We start from the raw sequence: 19912 nt of genomic DNA on the forward strand, positions 1-19912 counted from the left end.
TGAGGACGGCCTCATTGGCTCCTATGCCGAAGGCGTGCCAACGAACGAGCCGGCGGTCGGGTGAAGCGACCTCCGCCGGGAAGTCTCAATACTCGTGCGACGTCTCGCCCGATTCGGCGACCGACACGGTCGACGACCGCACGGCTTGTCGCACGGTTCGGGTTTTGATCTCGTCGGTCAACCGGGCGATCGCTTCGGCGATCGGCATCGAGCCTAAATCGCCATCGATACGGTCTCGCAGCGCGACGTGTCCGCTCTCGGCTTCCTTCGGTCCCACGACGGCCATGTAATTGACCAGGTCGAGTTGGGCGTTACGAATTTTCGCTTGCACCTTCCCATCCTGCGAATCCACGGTGACCTTCAATCCCGCTTCGTCGAGCTGCTTCGCCACTGCCACGGCGTAGTCGAGTGATTTGTCGCTCAGGGGCAGCACCCGAATTTGTTCGGGCGACAGCCACATTGGGAACGCACCGGCAAAATGCTCGATCAACATCCCCGTGAATCGCTCGAGCGATCCGAATGGGGCGCGGTGGATCATGACGGGTTGATGCGTGGCGTTGTCGTTGCCTTTGTATTCCAGCTTGAAACGCTGCGGCAGGTTGTAATCCAACTGCACGGTCCCGAGCTGCCACGAGCGACCGATACAGTCACGGACCATGAAGTCCGCCTTGGGGCCGTAGAACGCGGCTTCGCCGGGCTCCTCGTTGAACTCCAAGCCGGAATGCTGCAAGACGCCACGCAAGGCGCTTTCGGCATGGTCCCAGTTGGATTCGCTACCCACATACTTGCTGCTATCAGGATCACGCAGCGAAAGCTGGACGCTGTAATCATCGAGACCGACCGATTCTAAAACGAACTTAGTCAGTTCGATCGTCGCGCGGAATTCTTCTTCGACCTGGTCAGCGGTACAGAAGATGTGTGCGTCGTCTTGGGTCAATCCCCGCACTCGCATCATGCCGTTGAGTTCGCCGGTTTGCTCGTGGCGGTACACGGTTCCGAACTCGAACAATCGCAGCGGCAGCTGGCGATAAGATCGCGGTTGAGCGGCGAAAATTTGACAGTGGTGCGGGCAGTTCATTGGTTTGAGCAGGTATCGCTCGTGGGCGAGTTGCCAGTCATGGAGCACCTTCTGTTTGGCATCGTCCGATGACGAAGCCTTGTATTGAGGTAGTTTGACTCCGAACACCTCCGCGGCTGCCATCAGCTTGTCTTCGTCATCGCCGCTGAGCTTCCCCTCGCTCAGCCGGCTGCTCCAGGCGTCGAGCAGCCCACCGACTTCGGTACCGAACAGCGGCGCGAATTGGCTGTCGCGATAGTAGGGGAAGTGACCGCTGGTTTCGTACAGTTCGACGCGGCCGATATGGGGGCTGTAGACGGGATCGTAACCGCGTGAGAGCAGTTCGTTCCGCAAGAAATCCTCCAGTGCCACCCGCACCCGGGCTCCCTTGGGCAGCCACAAGCAGAGACCTTGACCGACCTCGGGATTGATCGCGAACAAGCCGTGTTGCTTGCCAAGGACGCGGTGATCGCGGCGGCGGGCTTCTTCGAGTTGTTCGAGGTAGGCGGCGAGTTCCTTCTTGTCGAAGAACGCGGTGCCATACACCCGTTGCAATTGCCGCCCCGAGGCGTCGCCCTTCCAATAGGCACCGGCGACGGACAGCAGCTTGATCGCCTTGATCATCCCTGCGTGAGGGATGTGAGGTCCCCGGCAGAGGTCGACGAATTCGCCTTGGCGGTAGAAACTGACGGTGGGTTGGTCGCCCAGACCGGTGTCGATGTGCTCGACTTTGAGGTCTTGATCGAGGTCGTCGCAGAGTTTGCGAGCCTCATCGCGATCGAGAACAAAGCGTTCGAAGGGTTCCTTGTCCTTGATGATTTTCTTGATCTCGGCTTCGATTTTCGGAAAATCGTCTTCGCTGATTTTCTCCGGAAGGTCGAAGTCGTAGTAAAACCCGCCCGAGGTGGTCGGGCCGAACGCCAGCGAGACGCCGTCGTAGACCCGCATGATCGCCCGTGCCATCACGTGCGCCGCCGAGTGCCTGAGCACATCGAGGGCGGAAGAATCCCGCGAAGTCAGCAATTTCAGCGACAACGATCCGTCTTCACCCGCTACTTCACCGAGCGGGCGGAACGAATCCACGATTTTCCCATCCACTTCCGCTGCGACGACGGCGCGGGCCAACCCCTCGCTGATGCCCCGAGCAATATCCATCGCCGTGGTATCGCCGGGATGACTGTGAGTGGTGCCATCGGGCAAGCGAACGTCGACGTGTTGGACCGAAGCGGTAGACATGTTTGGTAAATACGGGAAAACGTGAAAAAACGAGAAATCAGCAGCAATCGTGCCTCAGGATAACGTTTTTGACCGAAAAAGAGAAACCTCGGTTCACCCGCAATTTCGAAAGAAGCCAGCCCGGCGAAAAACGTCGCCCAACGGCTCCGCCCGTCCGGGGTGAAGGACTCGCCTGACGACGTGCGAGGTGGCGGGTCGAAAATGGGAACCCTCTTTTCGATGACGGAATTTGCAGTGCCAGCGAAACCCATCGACCACCTGCGGTGTTACAACGCAAGCATCGATTTCGCACCATGGCGGAATGAAATCATTCGAAACTGAATATGAAACGCACTTTTGCACCCTATTCTTTAATTCGGCTCGCTCGAAATCTGCATCACTTCTCCTTCTATCGCGAATTCGATTCATGTCCATCACCTCATTTCGTAGCGTACTTCGTTTTGCCTTGGTTGTAGGAATCGCATGCCAGTGGACGGTTGCGGTTCAGGCACAGCGTGGCGGTTTTGATCGCGGTGGTGGCGATCGGGGGCGCGGTGATCGTGGCGGCGGTGATCGGGGGGGTGGCCCGAGTGGATTCATGTCGCGACTGGACCGCAATGGCAACGGCATGATCGATCCTGACGAGCAAGAGGGGCCGATGGGTTCCATGATCGAGCGAATGCAGTCGGTCGACCCGAGTATCAAACCGGGCCAGCCGATCCCGCTGAGCAAAATCACGTCAGCGTTTGAGACGATGCGAGGTCAAGGCGGAGGCGACCGTGGCCGCGGGGGGGATGATCGCGGCCGAGGCGGCGATGATCGCGGCCGGGGCGGCGATGACCGTGGTCGGGGGGGTGATGACCGGAGCAGCGAACCTGCGGATCCCATGGCCGTTGCGCCGCTCGTACCGGGATTCGGCGCTGAAATTCCGGTACTGCCCATGCTCGGTTTCGGACCGTCGGCGGAGATCATGGCCGTCGTGCCCAGCGACGCGGATCTCGATGAGGCCCGTAATAACCTGAAGCGATACGACCGCAATCGGGACGGCCAGCTCGATGGTGAGGAGATTCGGCGCGGGGGTTTTTGGGGGAATCCAATGGATTTCGATCGAAACGGCGACGGCAAACTGTCCGAACAGGAACTCGCAACCCGTGAAGCGGTCGAACGCAATGGAAAGGAGGCCAGTCGCCGTGACCGTCGCGGCGACACCAAACAGTCAGACGAAAAGAACGCGCAACCTGAGGTCGTGGATTTTGAAGGCCGTCGCTCCTACCGGGTCTACTCAGCCACGGCCCCTGAGGGACTGCCCCGATTTTTTACTGACCGAGATCTCAATAGTGATGGTCAGGTTTCGATGAGCGAATACACGTCTGAGTGGAGCGATGTGCTCGTGTCCGAATTCTACGGTTGGGACTCCAATCATGACGGCGTGATCACCGCGTCGGAGGTTTTGAAGGGCGTCAACGATGGTCTGTCTGCTAGCGACACTCGCTCGGGAATCGCCCCGCAAGGCACTTCGCCCGGCAGGTCGACGACATTCGCCTCGCAAAGTGGATCGGCGGCGCCCAGCAGTGGCGAGCCAGCGGAAAAGCTGCAAATGCCCAGCGAACCGCCGAGCGAAAAAATCACCATGATGGCCAAGAAAATGATCGGGCGCTACGACGAAAACGGCGACTTCGCACTCACGGCGAGCGAATGGAGCAAGATGATGATGAGCCCCGCTGGTGCCGATTTCGACGGCGATGGTCGAATTACCGTGCAGGAATATGCTGGCTTCCTGTCAGCCAAGTCCCAGCGACTGAAATAGCATCCCGGCCATCAAGTCATGGCCGCGGTCTCGCGACACCCATTCGCACGGCGAACGCCGGACTCGCGTCCGGGGTGCCATGGGGGCGCCGCGTCGCGACTCTGGAGTTCTCTTTGGCAGGCGGTACGGCGAGTTCACCGAATGGATCTGCTCATCACCGTTTAGAAGAGTTCGATCGGGTCGCCAGCGTGGGCGGTGCCTTGGTAGGCGAGGAGGGCGTTGAGCAGTTCGATCGCGACGCGGGATTCGAGCGTCACGCCTGCGCGGACGCCGACGCAGGGGTCGTGGCGGCCTTTGGAGAGTTCGAACTCGATCTCGCGCAGGTCCTTCGTCACCGATTGCTGGGGAAGGTTGATCGTTGAGGTGGGTTTGAAGCCGACGCGGGCGACGAGCGGGTTGCCGGTCGTAATCCCGCCTAGCAAGCCGCCGTGCGTGTTGCTTTGATAACCGCCGTGGCGGATCGGGTCGTTGTTGACGCTGCCGGTACGCTCGATGACATCAGCGCCAGCGCCAATCTCACAGGACTGGACAGCATTGAGGCCGCCGAGTGCGCCCATCAAACGGACCTTGAGACTCTGGTATAGCGGGCTGCCCAGGAGTGGTGGCACGCCGACGGCGACGACTTCGACCGCCGCACCGAGAGAATCGCCGCGGCGACGGGTCTCTTTGATCAGCTCGCCAGCGGCGCGCGCAAACTCCGGATCAATGGACGGGACTTCGGCCGCGTCGAGTTGAGCTTGGGTCGCGTCAGCGTTCTCGAGTGTGAGCGACTCGGCCAATCGTGGGGACGATTGCAGCGTTCCGACTTGGCAGATCGACGAGAGGATCCGGACACCAAAAAGTTGCTGCAGGATGAGCCTGGCGACGCTGCCCCCGATCACGTCACTGATCGTGCTGCGGTAGCTCGACCGGCCGCCGCCACGCACGTCCACGAACCCTTGCGACTGGTGATATTTGACGAGGTCGGTGTGTCCGGGGCGGACTTCGCCGCCCGGGCCCGTGAACTGGGTGTAGTCGCCCGATTTTTTGCTGGTCGACAGCACGATCGCGGCGATCGGTTCGCCGGTCGTGAAACCATCTTCGTAGCCCTCGGTTTCGAACGAGGCCCCATCGACGTCGACGGACAGCTTCGATCCGCCGAGCAGCACGTCGACATCGTCGCGGTACAAGCCCGACAGAAAGAGGACCTTGTCTTTTTCGTTTCGCGGCGTGCCGTGTTTATTGCCGCCCGGTCGACGGCGATCGAGGAACGGTTGCACGTCGGCGCGGCGGATGCGGTGACCCGGTGGACAGCCGTGGATGATGGTCGTGACGGCGGGACCGTGCGACTCGCCCGCGCCGGCGACGGCGTAGTGCGGACCGCCTAGGACTTCCATTGCAGCCCGGCTCCGGCCAGACGCTTGGCGGTCTCGGCCATCAAGGCATCTTCGGCCGCTTCGTCTTCGGCGATGTACGTGACGCTGAACCGGAGGAACGCACCGGCGTCGTCCCACGGCACCGTGACGATGCCCTGTTCTTCGATCAGGAACCGGGTGGCGTCCTCCGCAGCGGCGAAGGTTTCACCGGAGGCGGCGGACGTCGGTGACTTGGTGTACAGGAAATAGGTACCGCCAGGCATCGACGCTTCGAAGCCTGCATCGTTCAAGACGGCGACGAGTTTTTCCATCCGGCGGCGATACTTGGCCCGAATTCCTGCGGGGATCGAATCGTCATCGAGGGCGGCAGCGGCGGCTTTTTGCGTCGCAATGAACTGGCCACTGTCGCTGTTGTCTTTCATGTCCGCGAAGGCTTGGACGACGAGCGGGTGCCCGGCGACAAATCCCATCCGCCAGCCGATCATGTCGTAGCCCTTGCTCATCGAATGGACTTCGACACCGACATCGAGGGCACCGGGCGTTTCCAGAAAACTGTATGGTTTGCCATCGAAGGTCAACATGATGTGCGCGGCATCGTTGACGACGACAAATTCCTTCTCCTTGGCCAGCTTGACGACCTTGGCGAAGAACTCCGCTGGAGCGGTGCCCCCGGTCGGCGAGTTGGGATAGTTCAGAATCATCAACTTGGTGCGGCGATAGATGTCATCGGGGATGGCGTCGAGATCGGGCAGGAAGTTGTTCTCGGCGAGCAATGGCAGTTTGTAGACGTCGCCGCCGTAGTAACGGGTGTGGGTGCCGGCGACCGGATAGCCGGGGACGGTCATCATCGTGATGTCGCCGGGGTTGATGAAACAGGCCGGCAGCATCGCGTAAGCGGGCTTGCTGCCGATGCAGTGATTGATCTGGGTGGCGGGGTCGAGTTCGACACCGAAGTTGCGTTGCATGAACCGCGCCGCGGCTTCCTTGTATTCGACGACCCCGTTGTCGGCATAGCCGCGGTTTTCAAGGCGATTGATCTCCTGTTCCATCGTCCGGCGGACGCTCTCGGGAGCCATTGAATCATTCTCGCCGATGCCGAAATCGAGCAGTTGCCGTTCAGGATGATCGGCGAGAGCTTTCCGCTTGGCACGCTTGATCTTCTCGAACTTGTAGATTTCGGTGCCCTTGCCGTACTTCGCCCCGCCGATCCGCTCAGCGAATAGGGATTGAATGTAGGGATCGTTCGCTTCGGGCTGAGTTGCGGCAGCAGTCGACATGGGGATACGAAAGTGGGAGAGGGGGAGACGGGAGAGGGGAGCTGGATGGGGAGTAGTTGTAGTCGGCAACGTGAAATTCGTCGAGGGTGACGCCAGGCAAACGAGCACACGCTACAATTCGGGAGAGTAAATCGACGCCTGGAAAAGACAGGCAATTTTCAGCTACTTTCTCAATTGAGTCCGATGACGCCTCATCCCTCCGAGTCGCACTCTCGCACCGACGACCGCGCCAAAGATGCCGCCCGGCATCAAGCGGCGATGGACGAGGTCCAGGGGCAATACGAGGAGCTCGCCGAGTTGGCCGGGTCGTTGGCCCATGAAATTAAGAACCCGCTGTCGATCATTCACATGAATATCGAGCTGCTGAGCGAGGATCTGGTCGAAATGGATACGGCGTCGAGTCGCCGTTGTTTGCCACGTGTCGATATGGTCCGCGATCAATGTGAGCGGATGGAAGCGTTGCTGCGAGATTTCTTGCGATATGCCCGGTTGCGGCACATCGATCTCGTCTCCGGCAGTTTGAATGACCAGGTGCGGCAGGTGCTCGGTGCTTACCAAGCCCAAGCCGACGCACAAAAGGTGGATTTGCAGCAATATCTCGATCCTGATTTGCCTTCGATCCGTTTACACAGCGATTCGTTGCAGTCCGCACTGATGAATTTGGTCAAGAATGCCTTGGAGGCGATGCCAGACGGGGGCCAGTTGTGGGCGCGGACGTATAGTAATCGCAGCGGTGTCAGTTTGGACTTGATCGATACCGGCGGCGGCGTCGACGACAATACCGTCATGCACATGTTTGAACCCTTCTACAGTACCAAAGATGGTGGTTCGGGGCTGGGGTTGCCCACGGCTCGGAAGATCATCGAGGCCCACGGGGGCCGGATCAGTGTGCAGAGCGAGCTCAACCGGGGCACGAAGTTTTCGTTGCAGTTCCCGGTGCCACCGCGTCTGGGGTAGCTCGATCATTCTACGCTAGCGGCCCAAACGGAAAAATCGCTACATAATTGCGGTTGATTCCCGTCATGCGTCGATTCTAAAAGGGATACTTCTTTGGCCGCTCATCTCGCCTCCTGTGGTAAACCCAAAATGACATCATATTCTTCGAATTGGTATGGCTCCGGCCGCACTCGTCGTTTCGGCGTTGCCGCAGCGATTTTTGCTTGCATCGCCTGCGGATCCACCGCTCGCCTCCAGGCTCAAAACAATACGCAGCGGGGAGCCACGTTTGGCGGGATCACGGGAGCCATCGCGGGTGCGATTATTGGGGAAAACAGCGATAAAGCGGGTGCTGGCGCCGCGATCGGTGGTGCGGTCGGACTCGTCGCCGGTGGTTTGCTGGGCAATGCCAACGACAAAGATGTCGCTTATCGAAACCAACAATATGCTCAACAGCGCCAATACCAAGCTCAACAGCAGATGGCGACCCAGCAGCAGGTGACGATGGGGGCGGTGAGCTATAGCGATGTGATCGCGATGAGCCGCAGCGGGGTGAGCCAAAACGTTATCTTGAATCAGATTTCCACCCGGGGTGTCCAGCGACAGCCGGCGGTGTCCGATATCATTTCGCTGCACGAACAGGGGGTGAATGAAACGGTCATTGCAGCGATGCAGCAAGCCCCGTTGGGAAGCCAAATCGCCAATGCGAACGTGGTCCCCACCACCACGATTATCGAAACGCCGGTCTACGTGACTCCGCCGCCGCGGCCTGTCCACGTCCATCACCGGCATTACGGACCCGTCTACCGGGCCCGGCCGATCTACTACGGGCGTTGAAACCGGTAACTCGTGGGTAATTCCGATTTTCATCCGCGATCGGGCTTTACCTGGATTCACCTGGGGCGATAAATTGTGTTGTGAAACCCGTTTCGGCGGGTGATCGACCTGCGGGCCATCTTATGACGAGGTGGGCTGTGTCGATCGGGACCGCAAGGACTGTCTTTGCCTGTCCCAATCATTCAACACAGCAAAGGATTGTGCCATGAGTGGCGCTGTGATGCTTTTGATGGCTGCGACCGTCGGGATCACCTATGGGTGGACCCCTGATGGCGGGAACGGCGTGAAGTACATCATTCAAATTCCACCTGAAAAGATGGAGCAGGTCGCGCGCACTGGCGAGATATCGAGCCAAATTCCGGCCGAGATCCGCGGTCATGTCAGCGAAGTGGTGGTCCGGGTAGGCAATGGCAACCTGCCCCGAGTCACTCCCCAGTACTCCTCCAGCCAGGGTGCTCCCGCAGGCGAATTGTTGGCGGGTGCGGGCAGTTTCAGCACAGTTGCTGCCGCCGATCAAATCCCGATGCCAATCCCGTCGATGGGCGACCCAAGTGATCTGCGCCCAATCCGAGCAGGCGGTTCGGCGCCCACCGCGATGATGAAACCGGCTCCCCAAAGTGGTGGCATGAATATGCCGAGTGGATTCGGCATGACGCCTGCATCGAGCAGCGCCCCACCCGGTACCGGATACAGCAACACAGGCTATGGCAGCGCACCTCCCCCGAGTACCTCGCCCAATACGGGGTACAGTAGTGCCAGTTTAGAGCAGGCCGCGCGAGAAGCGGCCAATAACGCTGCGCAACAATTCAGTACCACCGCAGACGCCAGTCGGCAACAGCTACAGCAAAACCTCAATACGAATGCCGAACGCATGGGCGATGCTGCGAACGCCCAGTTTCAATCGGTGGCCAACGGAGTGCAGGATGCTGCCAACGGGATGATGTACGGCCCTGCGCTCCCACCGAGCAGCGCCGACGATCCGCGAAACCGGTTGACCCAAAGCGGTTCGCCCGCACCGCCTCCGATGACAAGCACCTCGGCGGCCAGCGGGCCATCAACGGCTCCGTTCTCGCCCAGCACCAATTACGCGGGAACGCCCTCAAACCGCGCCAGTTCACTGCCACCGAATATGGCAGCATCGACGCCGGCGACCACCACCTACAACAGCCCTGTCTCGACGCCAGCTTTGAACGCGACAACCCGTGACGAGGAGTGGTATGCCTTGCAAAATGGATCGCAGCGTCGCCCTTCAACGGCACCGATTGGGAATTCTGCGAGCGCGTTCGCGGGGGGCAACTTTGGCCAGTTACCCGCCGGACTGCAGCCAGCATCCAATTCGCCAGCATCCAATTCGCCAGCATCCAATTCGCCAGCATCCAGTTCGCCAGCGGGCCGCCCGAGCCCCGCGAGCACTGGTGGTAACTACACCTCTTCCGGTGCTGCCAACGACTTTCGGCAAACGGCCACTGTTACCAATGAACTGGATTACGATCCCAACCTGAGCGCTGCACAGGCCGCGCGGTTACCCAAGACGGGATACAGCTACGATGCCGAGGGATATCCGGTCGATCGCCAAGGCTATCGCCTGGATTGGTACGGACGGCGTGTTGATCGACAGGGGCAATTGCTCACCGCCGTGGATACCATCGGCGATTCGAATTCAAGCCAGACCGGTGCCGGTGAAGACTCCGGTACACGCGGCAATTACGCTGCCGGCGGCAGTTACAACCCTCCCCGACTGCCCGCGAATTCGGCGGCGCCGCCGCTTGTGCAACCGCCACGCGACCGATTCGATGGGGCCAATCCCGAACAGGATCGCTACCCGCGAAATCCAGGCTCGCAGCTTGCCGGACTCACCGGAGGGAACAGCAACGAGTACCTTGACGCTGGAACTGTGAGTCGGGGCGACACGCGGCCACGACCGCGTGAGGACGACCTGGGTTCGTCTTCGGATGGGCAGTCGCTGCGGGACCGCTTGGAGGGCAAAGCAACCTCGCCGGGTGCCGCTGGCGTTGGCGAATTTGACGGGGCACCCGAGCAAGTCGCGGCGCAACCCATCTTCAACGCCTTGTTGCTGCTGTCTGTCGTCGCGAACTTGTATTTATTGTTCTGGCTGAAGAATCTGCGTGTGCAGTTTCGAGACATGGTTGCCGCGAAAAGAGCGTCCGTGACCGGCGGATCGCTGGCGACAGGGGTTTAGCCAACAGTAACACTCCCGGGCCTGCGTCGGCCGGATGGAGCCACGATTTGGGCGACCCGATGACCTGGCGTGACCGCTTTCGGCACGCGCCGCCCTGCCCCTCCGGGCCATCCACATCGCTTAGCAGTCTGGTGATTGAGCCGAAGTTTGGGCGGGCGATGGTGAGCCCGATGGCTGTCAGGCATTGGGGAAGCACGAGCCACCGGGCCGCTGACGCGACGCGGTTCATGAAATCAGCACGCCGTTAGAGTCGGCGGTGCGTGTGATTGGCGTCGCCTTCGCTCGGGCAACTTGCCCGATTCAATCAACGTGCCCGATTCAATACTCGCCAGGAAGCTGCCGGTCGTCACGCAGCATCAGGTTTAAAAAGACGCCCTGGTCAATGGTTTCAGTGATCGTTCGTGACGACCCGTCGCACAGTCCGACATGCACGGAACTTGCGTGAAAGCTAAACGGCTGACTCTTGTTGGTGTGATTGAGCGAACGATACGTGCCACAGGTATCGATCGTTGCCTCCCAAGCGGACGTTTTGCTGCAATCGGTTGGCGCATCGGGGAGGCTTGGATTGGCGGTCGTGGATTTGCCGCGGTTGGAATCCGAAGTGTCAGCTAACAGATTATCGGCCAGGTAGGCACGCATTTTCACGCCGTCGCCGGCCCCTGCCCATGCGATGCTCGCGCCCCCAGTCGTGTCCGCCATCTTGCCGCGGACGAACAACTCCGGCGAACCGATGCACTCGTAGTACATCAGCGTATGGGAAAGACCGTCGAGGATACTGCTCGCTCGGCCCCCTTTGTTATTCGGATTGCGGTTCCGAGATCCCGACGCCGGTGTCATGGCCGTGCTGAACTGCATCTGAGGTTCCCCGTCACGATAGTACAGCGGATGCCCCTCCGGGCGAAGCGCGGGAACCCGCGGCGTGGTGTAGTCCGCCACTGCCATGGACAGGCCGTCGCTACCGAGGATCGAACTCGATCCCGTCCGGCTGGGGCACTGAAACACCGAGAGTTCAGCGGCGGCACCTTCAATCAAGTCGTCCTTGTTGCTCCACTGAGTCGTCAGGATGCCGTTGTATCCCCACTTGTACTCCGATGCCGATGGAACATCGAAATTAGGATGCTTTGCCGAATTGAATTTCTGCGCCAGATCCGGTTGCTCGACGAAGGGCAGAATCCGCCACAGTGATCCTGTTCGTGAGTACGGATAGTGCCGAAACGTGTGTTCAAACATCGTCATGCCCAACACGATCTGTTTCATGTTGTTCTTGCACTGGGTACGACGAGCCGCTTCGCGTGCAGCCTGCACGGCGGGCAGTAGCAAACCGACCAAAACGCCAATGATGGCGATCACCACCAAGAGCTCGATCAAGGTGAATCCGCGTTTGCGATGAATTGGGTGCACCGAGCTCGATGCAAATTGGCCGTTCGATGAGATCATCTTTGAAACTTTGGACAGGAGGCATTGGGAAATCGTCGCCGCACAAGGCGCGGCTGGATGTCTGGCTGGCTGTACAAAGTTGGCTGGCTCGACGGGATCGCTATTGATACTGGATATCAATAGCAGGGCCGATCGTAATCTTGGAGTCGAGGCGGGTCAAGTAACGTGCCGAGGTCTCCTCCACCGCCTGTCGTGGCGTGGGGTGGCGTGGGGCGGCGTGGGACGGCGTGGGACGCGAGTCTCGGCAACTTTTCGGGCCGCAGGCCCGCAGGCAGATGGGCCCGGGGTGGGTCGTCAGCAGGCTCCCCCCAGCGGAGCGATTTGGCGACGATCTCAAGCCGGGCCGTAGGCGGCATCTGCTACCCTAGCCGACTCGGGCCTCCAACGGATATCCTCTTTGCGATCGGTCCTTGGCCGTTTTTCTATACGCCTGCTCACTTTTGCCCCCGCAAGCCATGTCTGCTTCCGAGTCTATGTTACGTCTAGCCATCGGGGGTGACCACGCTGGTTTCCCGCTCAAAGAACAGGTGATCAAGCATTTTGCGGGACAGGTCCGTGATCTGATTGACTGCGGTACCCATGACGCCGAGCCCTGCGATTACCCTGATTTTGCGGTGGAGGTCGCGGAACGCATTGGCAGTGGCCAAGCTGATCGTGGGCTTTTGATCTGCGGAAGTGGCGTCGGGGTCAGCGTCGCGGCGAACAAGATCACGGGCATTCGCGCGGCGATTTGTCACGATACCTATTCGGCCCATCAGGGTGTTGAGCATGACGACATGAACGTCTTGTGCATCGGCGGCCGGATCATCGGCAGTGAATTGGCGTTTGAAATTATCCGCGCGTTTTTGGCGGCCCGCTACACTCCCGAAGAACGGCACGCTCGGCGACTGCAGAAAATTCTCGCACTCGAAGCGGACTGACGTCCCGCGGGACTACTCGCTGCCGACGCGCTGCCTTATAACGAAGTCGCTCCATACGCCCCCCTCGAAACTGAGTTCGAACACCATGACGCAAATCCTGGCCGCCCGCGCGGGCGAAATCACTCCTGAAATGGAATTCGTTGCCGAGCGTGAATCACTTTCACCTGAATTGATCCGCGATGAAGTCGCTGCGGGACGCATGGTCATCCCTGCGAACAAGGTCCACGCCGCTGGCTCCCTCCAGCCGATGGCCATTGGGATTGCGGCGAAGTGCAAGATCAATGCGAACATCGGCAACAGTGCCGTCACCAGCAACGCCGCCGAAGAACTTGAGAAACTGCACACCGCGGTGCACTTCGGTGCCGATACGGTGATGGATCTGTCGACAGGGAAAGACATCGACAATATCCGCCGCCAGATCATCGAGAAGAGCCCGGTACCGATTGGGACGGTGCCGATCTATCAAATGCTCGAAGAGCTCGGTGGCAACATCGAAGACATGACGGCGCAGCACTTCCTCGACATGGTGGAGCATCAAGCCAAGCAGGGCGTCGATTACATGACGATCCACTGCGGTATCAAACTCGAGCATCTGCACCTCACCGTGAACCGCGTCACGGGGATTGTCAGCCGGGGCGGATCCCTGATCGCCAAATGGATGATGGCGCACAACAAACAGAACCCACTGCTCGAAGCGTTTGACGATCTCTGTGACATCATGCGTGAGTACGACGTCACGTGGTCACTCGGCGACGGCCTGCGTCCCGGCAGCATCGCCGATGCGTCGGATGCGGCCCAGTTCGCCGAACTCGACGTGCTCGGTGACTGCACCCGTCGCGGTTGGGAAAAGGGAACCCAGGTCATGGTGGAAGGCCCCGGCCACATTCCACTTGACCAAATTCAAATGAACGTCGAGCGACAAATTGAGGTTTGTGACGGGGCCCCGTTCTACGTCCTCGGGCCGCTCGTCACGGACATCGCCCCTGGGTATGACCACATCACCAGCTGCATCGGCGCGGCCAATGCGGGCATGCACGGCGCCGCGATGCTGTGCTACGTCACACCCAAGGAGCACCTGGGTTTGCCCAACGAGGAAGACGTCAAGCAGGGCGTGATCGCTTACAAAATCTCCGCCCATGCGGCCGATGTGGCGCGCGGGCGAGTGGGCGCGCAGGACCGAGACGACGCGCTCTCACGAGCCCGTTTTGCATTCGACTGGAAAGAACAATTCCGCTTGTCGCTCGATCCTGAAACCGCTCAGCGATATCACGACGAGACGCTCCCGCAGGACACCTTCAAAAGTGCCCATTTCTGCAGCATGTGCGGTCCTAAGTATTGTTCGATGAAGATTACCGAAGACATCCGGCAAATGGCCAAAGACAAACAGCTCGTCGAAATTAAATAAGTCATCGAGTTATGTCTTCGTTCTTGAAATTCCTGGCTGCCTGCAGCTTGGCCGTTCTGTGCTTAGCGACCTCGTCCCAAGGGCAAGGAATCGATGCATCCTCCGCAGCGGCGGAGGATGCCGGGGCCAACGACGCACCCAACGCGGTTGTGAACCTGGGGGTTTCTTCAGGTGGAATGCGCCGGCAGGTGCCGGGGCGATGGGCAACGCTCTTGGTCGGCGGCGCGAATCCGACGGCCCAAGATCGTGAAGAGACGATGACCGTGATTGTCGATAGCGAATCGAATCTGCAGTACGCACGGAAGATGTGGCTGCCGGCCGGTGGGCGGCGCGTGGCGTCGCTGCCCATTCAGATTCCGGCGAATATCCCCTACGACCAGAATCAAATTGATTTCTCGTCGATGCAGATTCATCACGCAGCCGATGGGGAAGAGCAGTTTCAAAATAACGTTGTCGGCATGCCGAGCACCCATCATTCTTTGCTGCTGTCCAAAGAAAAGTCTCATGCCGCGATCATTCTCGATCAACCTGCGCCCGGTGACAGCCTCGCTGAGGAGCAAAACAATGAGCTTGCCAAGACGGTCAACGCGGGCCGTGATATCGAGATCCAGTCGAATCGTGACGAAGGATTGATTTACGTCCAAGGTCATTTTTTACCGGCCTCGCCTGTTGGGCTCGACGCGATCGATCAGATTGTCATCGCCAGCGACCGAATTCTCAACGATACGTTGTCCCTCTCGCGTCTGCAGAGTTGGTTGCAAGCGGGGGGGCAGGTTTGGTTGATGGTAGATCGCGTCAGCCCGGAGGCGGCCCGGATGCTCCTGGGCGATGCGATGTGTTACAGCGTCGTGGATCGTGTCGAACTGAATCAGGTTGAATTTTCGACGGCCGATTCCATCCGTGCCGGTTCGCAGCGAATGCTCGAAACGTGGAGTTCCGAGCGTCCCGTCGAAATGGTGCGTGTGTTTGCAGAAACCGATGATGTCTTCAGCACCGTCGACGGATGGCCGGCCGCGTTCCGCAAACGAGTGGGCCGGGGCAGTGTGTTTTTTACAACGGTGGGGGCCCGTGGATGGATCCATGATGACGTCCCGCTGCAAAGCTACATCAAATTCGCCAGTCAGTTTTTTGCCAGTCGCGCCGTCGTCCCGCAGCCCTTTGCGGAGTTGACGGCGTTTGTCGACGACGAAATTGGCTACTCCATTCCACGGCGGTACGTCATCGCGGGGCTGTTGGGGCTGCATCTGCTGGTCTTGATCGTGGCAGGCGTCTGGTTGGCAAAGCGGCAGAGTTTGCAATATCTCGCCGTCGTGGTGCCGGTGGCGTCCTTGATCGCAGCGGGCGCATTCATCGCGATCGGCCGCCAGCAAACCACGGCAGTACCCTCGACGGTCGCGGTCAGTCAAATCATCCGCAATTTGCCGGGCAATCCGGTGGTCAACCTCCAGTCAGTGGCGGCCGTCTACAGCCAAGCGGAGCGTCCCCTCGACGTTGTCTCGTCCCCCGAGAGCATCTCGATACTCAGCCAACGCGTTGCCGGGGGCGAAATCAATCGATTGCAGTGGGATGATAGCGGCCGCTCAGAGTGGTTATTCGTCAATCAGCCGCCCGGCGTCGTGCGGCACATCGAGACTCAGTCAGCCGTGGAATTGTCGCCGCCATGGTTGGTTCAGGGCACCTTCACGAAAACAGGTTTTCAAGGACGAGTCGAGGGCTTGTCCGCCGAGCGTAGCGAAGACGCCGTCATTATCGCGGCCCCAGCACCGGCGCTCGCAGTGGTGTTTGATCCTGAGATGGACAACACCTTGTCGAGTGATCGCGATGATGTCCTGGCACCGGGCCAGTTCATCCAGACGGCGATCGTGTCCGATGTGCAGCGTGAACGCCAGGACCTTCTCCGCCAAATGCTCGCCAGCGAAGCGTCGCCCTTTGGACGCGAGCCCATCCTGTTGGTGTGGACGGATCCGATTGATTCGGGGGCCCGTTTTGATGAGGAGCTTGACCATCGTGGGTCGGCGCTGGCTTCCGTTCCGATTCAATTCACGCCGCCCCCAAGTGGGAGTGAATTTCACGTGCCCGCAACGTTTGTTCGCGTCGAACCGTATGCCGGCACCCGAGGCATGAGCGCGATCTTCAATTCGCAGACGGGTCAATGGCTCAAGATGGGCCGCCCCCGTGATACAGAGCTTCAGTTCGTAATGCCTCGCAAAGTGTTGCCCTGCACGGTTCGCCGGGCGAGTGTCACGATCAAAATCAACGCTCCCTCGCGGACGCTCAACGTCAAGAGCCTCGTCGACGGTGAGTTCCAGTCCGTATATCGCAAGCAAGATCCCAGCGGATTGATTCGATTCGAGATCAGCGATCCCCAGTTCCTGACGTTAAACGATCAGGGTGGGTTCGTCCTGTCGCTGGACATTTCCGAGAGCGAGCAAGAGCGAGCCCGTTCGCAGGATGAGGCCCCCGGCGTCGTGGATGCCAACCAGCCCAGTCGTAGCACGTGGCAGATCGACTATGTGCACGTCGCTTTCGATGCGACGATGCCGTAGACCCGTGCGACCCTTCAGAGAGGAAGCTTTCCGTGCAAATCGTTGAAACGCATGCCCAGCGGGCTGCGATGTTCGGAGCAAGCGTGGTGCGATGCCGCGCCGTTGAACTGACGGGCGTTTGAGTCCCTGCTTATCGGCTCGCAAGTCTGACCTGACGAAATAAAACTATCCCACCCTGGAATCAAATCACCGTGAGCAACTCAGAAACAGTTGTCGAAACCAAGGCGTTAACGAAACGCTACGATAACTTTACGGCGCTCGATTCGTTGACGATGCGTGTTGGCAAGGGAGAGATCCTTGGCTTCATCGGCCCTAACGGGGCAGGCAAAACCACGACGATCCGGATCTTGGTGGGGTTGTCCAAACCGACCAGTGGCACGGCGACGATCGCGGGTGCCGACTGCTTGAGCGAGTCTCGCAAGATCAAGCGGCTCGTGGGCTACATGCCCGACGATTTTGGTGCTTATCCCAATATGCGGGTGAGTGAATATCTCGATTTCTTTGGCGCCGCATACGGCATCGGACGCGGCCAGCGGATCAAACGAATTGATGAGGTTCTCGACATCACCGGTGCGACCTACATGCACGACCTGTACGTTGACGCCCTCAGTCGCGGCATGCAGCAGCGGGTCGCGATCGCACGCACACTGATGCACGATCCCCAGGTGTTGATCCTCGACGAACCCGCCAATGGCCTCGATCCGCAGGCCCGCATCGATATGCGGGTGATGTTATTGCGACTCTCCGATATGGGGAAAACGCTGATCGTGACGAGTCATATCCTGCCGGAGTTGGCGCGGATTTGTAATGTGGTGGCGATGATCACCAAGGGCAAACTGCGAGCGTTCGGGACGCTCGACGAAATCATGCGTGATGTGCAGCAAAGGCGGACCTTTGAAATCATGCTGATTGCCGATGAGCAGGTTCAGCGGGTGGGCGAGACCGTCCGCCGTTGGCTGCAAGAGCATGCGGGCGCCGCCCCCCTGGAAGCCGCCGATGTGGTCTGTGCCAAAACAGAGATGATGGTGCGATTCTCAACGCACTTGAATGATCATGAGGTCGCACCGCTGTTGTCGCACTTGATCAGCCAAGGCGAAACGGTTGTTCAATTCCGCGAAGTCGCGACGGATCTCGAGGATGCGTTCCTTTCGGTCGCCAACGCGGGCGATCAAAGCGACCATGTTGCTGAGCGTGTCGAGCCGAGTGCCGCCACGCCCGGTGCCGCCGCCACGCCCGGTGCCGCCGCCACAGGGGGCGATGCGTGATCAATCCCGTAATCCAGCGAGAGTTCTACGGCATTTTGCGTTCGCCGCGTGCGATGGGCGTGTTGGTGTGTTTGACGTTTGCATTTTCTATCTCGGTGCTCATGCGGTGGCCGGCCGACGCGTCGGTCGACTTAAGTGGCATTCAGTCGCTCGAGGTTTTTCGAGTGTTCGGCTATGGGCTGCTCGCCGGTGTCGTGTTTCTAGTCCCCGCGTTCCCCGCCACGTCTGTTGTCAACGAAAAAAACCAGGGCACGTTAGCACTGCTGCTGAACTCGCCGATGAGTGCGTTTTCGATCTACTTTGGCAAGATTTCAGGCGTCTTGCTGTTCAGCGTGCTCGTCCTGATGTGCAGTCTGCCGGCTTCAGCGGCCTGTTTCGCGATGGGCGGTATCAGTCTCACGGGCCAGTTGGGACTGCTGTACTTTGTTCTCCTGTTGCTCGTCATTCAGTACGCCACACTGGGGATGCTGGTCAGCAGTTATGTGCAATCCGCCGACGCGGGGGTGCGGATCACCTATACCGTCGTGCTGGGCATGTGCTTTCTGACGCTCGTACCGGCGGCTTTTTTTCCCGGTGCGGGCGGTGTCCTATCGACGTTAGCGAGTTGGCTACGAAACATTTCGCCAATCCCGTCGGTGATGGAAATCATGCGGCAAGGGGACGTCGGTTCGGCGGGTTTGAAGGCGACGTCGGCAACCGGTGAGTTCATTGTCGTGACACTTTTGAGCAGCGGCATTTTTGCCGCGATGACCTTGTCGCGGTTCAACTACCGGATCTTTGACCGCTCGCGAGCCAAGGGCGTGATCACCCATGAACGTGGGCGGGCCGCTCAAACCGCTCGGCGGCTGTTTTACCTCGTCGATCCCCAGCGTCGGAAACGTGGGATTCCCTGGTTCCTCAATCCCGTGATGGTGAAGGAATTTCGTTGCCGGAAATTTGGGCGCTCGCAGTGGTTGTTGCGATTGATTTCCGTTTGCGCCGTCGCTTCCGTGCTCGTGACCTTTGCTGCGGCGACCAGTGCGACGTCATGGGGCGTCGAGACGATCGGTGGCTTAATGGTGATGTTGCAAGTCGTCTTGGTCGTGGTGCTCACGCCCAGTTTGGCTTCGGGATTGATCAGTGGTGAGCGTGAGGGCAGCGGTTGGGAACTGTTGCGACTAACACCGCTCTCATCGTTTCGAATCGTCAGTGGAAAAATACTCAGCGCGGTCTGGACGTTGGGCTTGGTCCTGATGGCGACGTTGCCGGGATATCTGATGATGATTTTTATCCAACCGGTGATGTGGTTGCAGATCAACTTTGTGCTGGTTTGTTTAGTCTGGACCGCGATCGAAGCGTTGTCGGTCAGTGCCGCGATCGGCAGCCTGTTCCGCAGCACGGCGGTCTCGACGACGGCAGCGTACGTTGCCGTCATCATACTTTTCCTCACGCCCATGTTGGTGTGGTTGGGCCGTGACGCACCGTTCGGGCATGAAACCGTGCAAACCATCTTGTTGGCGACGCCGGTCGGGGCGGCGCTCAATGTGATTGGTGCACCCGGTTTTGAAAACTACGATTTATTGCCCCTGGCGTGGTGGATCGCAGGCATCGTTTCGGCCTTGATGTTGAGCGTTCTGGGGATTCGGGTATGGCAGTTGAGTCGCGCGGTATGAACA

At 59.5% G+C, this 19912-nt stretch carries 13 protein-coding genes; 9 read left to right on the forward strand and 4 right to left on the reverse strand.

Annotated elements, in window-relative coordinates; genetic code table 11:
- Window positions 1-85: 85 nt before the first annotated feature.
- Entirely contained in the window at window positions 86-2293 is a 2208-nt protein-coding gene (thrS, locus tag SH410x_RS06025) for a threonine--tRNA ligase (protein WP_473675539.1), read from the reverse strand.
- Between the two features lie 406 nt (window positions 2294-2699).
- On the opposite strand from thrS, the gene SH410x_RS06030 reads away from it, so the two are divergent.
- On the forward strand, window positions 2700-4079 hold the full coding sequence (locus SH410x_RS06030) for an EF-hand domain-containing protein (protein ID WP_473675541.1): 1380 nt from the start codon (window positions 2700-2702) through the stop codon (window positions 4077-4079).
- 161 nt (window positions 4080-4240) lie between these two features.
- Here SH410x_RS06030 and SH410x_RS06035 read toward each other — a convergent pair whose 3' ends face one another.
- Both SH410x_RS06035 and SH410x_RS06040 read right to left on the reverse strand, forming a co-directional pair.
- A complete protein-coding gene (locus tag SH410x_RS06035) occupies window positions 4241-5455 on the reverse strand; it encodes a chorismate synthase (RefSeq protein WP_473675543.1) in 1215 nt (404 codons plus the stop codon).
- Window positions 5443-6711 (reverse strand): LL-diaminopimelate aminotransferase, encoded by a 1269-nt coding sequence (locus SH410x_RS06040; protein WP_473675545.1) that lies wholly within the window; start codon window positions 6709-6711, stop codon window positions 5443-5445. The genes SH410x_RS06035 and SH410x_RS06040 overlap by 13 nt, the downstream gene beginning before the upstream one ends.
- Before the next feature lie 183 nt (window positions 6712-6894).
- Between SH410x_RS06040 and SH410x_RS06045 the strand changes: the two genes are divergently transcribed.
- The 3 genes from SH410x_RS06045 to SH410x_RS06055 all read left to right on the forward strand — a co-directional run bounded on the left by SH410x_RS06045 (window position 6895) and on the right by SH410x_RS06055 (window position 10684).
- Window positions 6895-7668, forward strand: coding sequence for a sensor histidine kinase (locus SH410x_RS06045; RefSeq protein ID WP_473675548.1), 774 nt, complete (start codon window positions 6895-6897; stop codon window positions 7666-7668).
- Between the two features lie 129 nt (window positions 7669-7797).
- Complete coding sequence (locus tag SH410x_RS06050; RefSeq protein ID WP_473675550.1) at window positions 7798-8484, forward strand: YMGG-like glycine zipper-containing protein; 687 nt, start codon at window positions 7798-7800, stop codon at window positions 8482-8484.
- A gap of 205 nt (window positions 8485-8689) precedes the next feature.
- A complete protein-coding gene (locus tag SH410x_RS06055; RefSeq protein ID WP_473675552.1) occupies window positions 8690-10684 on the forward strand; it encodes a mu-protocadherin in 1995 nt (664 codons plus the stop codon).
- 318 nt (window positions 10685-11002) lie between these two features.
- On the opposite strand, the gene SH410x_RS06060 is transcribed toward SH410x_RS06055, so the two are convergent.
- A complete protein-coding gene (locus SH410x_RS06060; RefSeq protein ID WP_473675554.1) occupies window positions 11003-12121 on the reverse strand; it encodes a DUF1559 family PulG-like putative transporter in 1119 nt (372 codons plus the stop codon).
- Window positions 12122-12594: 473 nt separating this feature from the next.
- Here SH410x_RS06060 and rpiB point away from each other — a divergent pair, with 473 nt between their 5' ends.
- The 5 genes from rpiB to SH410x_RS06085 all read left to right on the forward strand — a co-directional run bounded on the left by rpiB (window position 12595) and on the right by SH410x_RS06085 (window position 19909).
- A complete protein-coding gene (gene rpiB, locus SH410x_RS06065; protein WP_473675555.1) occupies window positions 12595-13041 on the forward strand; it encodes a ribose 5-phosphate isomerase B in 447 nt (148 codons plus the stop codon).
- Between the two features lie 37 nt (window positions 13042-13078).
- Complete coding sequence (gene thiC, locus SH410x_RS06070; protein ID WP_473677253.1) at window positions 13079-14446, forward strand: phosphomethylpyrimidine synthase ThiC; 1368 nt, start codon at window positions 13079-13081, stop codon at window positions 14444-14446.
- Window positions 14447-14457: 11 nt separating this feature from the next.
- The gene (locus SH410x_RS06075; protein WP_473675557.1) at window positions 14458-16992 is read left to right on the forward strand and encodes a hypothetical protein; all 2535 of its coding nucleotides are present in this window, start codon (window positions 14458-14460) and stop codon (window positions 16990-16992) included.
- Between the two features lie 191 nt (window positions 16993-17183).
- Window positions 17184-18257, forward strand: coding sequence for an ABC transporter ATP-binding protein (locus tag SH410x_RS06080; RefSeq protein ID WP_473675559.1), 1074 nt, complete (start codon window positions 17184-17186; stop codon window positions 18255-18257).
- Window positions 18254-19909: an ABC transporter permease gene (locus tag SH410x_RS06085; RefSeq protein ID WP_473675561.1), complete on the forward strand. Its 1656-nt coding sequence runs from the start codon at window positions 18254-18256 to the stop codon at window positions 19907-19909. The genes SH410x_RS06080 and SH410x_RS06085 overlap by 4 nt, the downstream gene beginning before the upstream one ends.
- Window positions 19910-19912: the final 3 nt, after the last annotated feature.

Source organism: Rhodopirellula sp. SH410 (assembly GCF_055811895.1).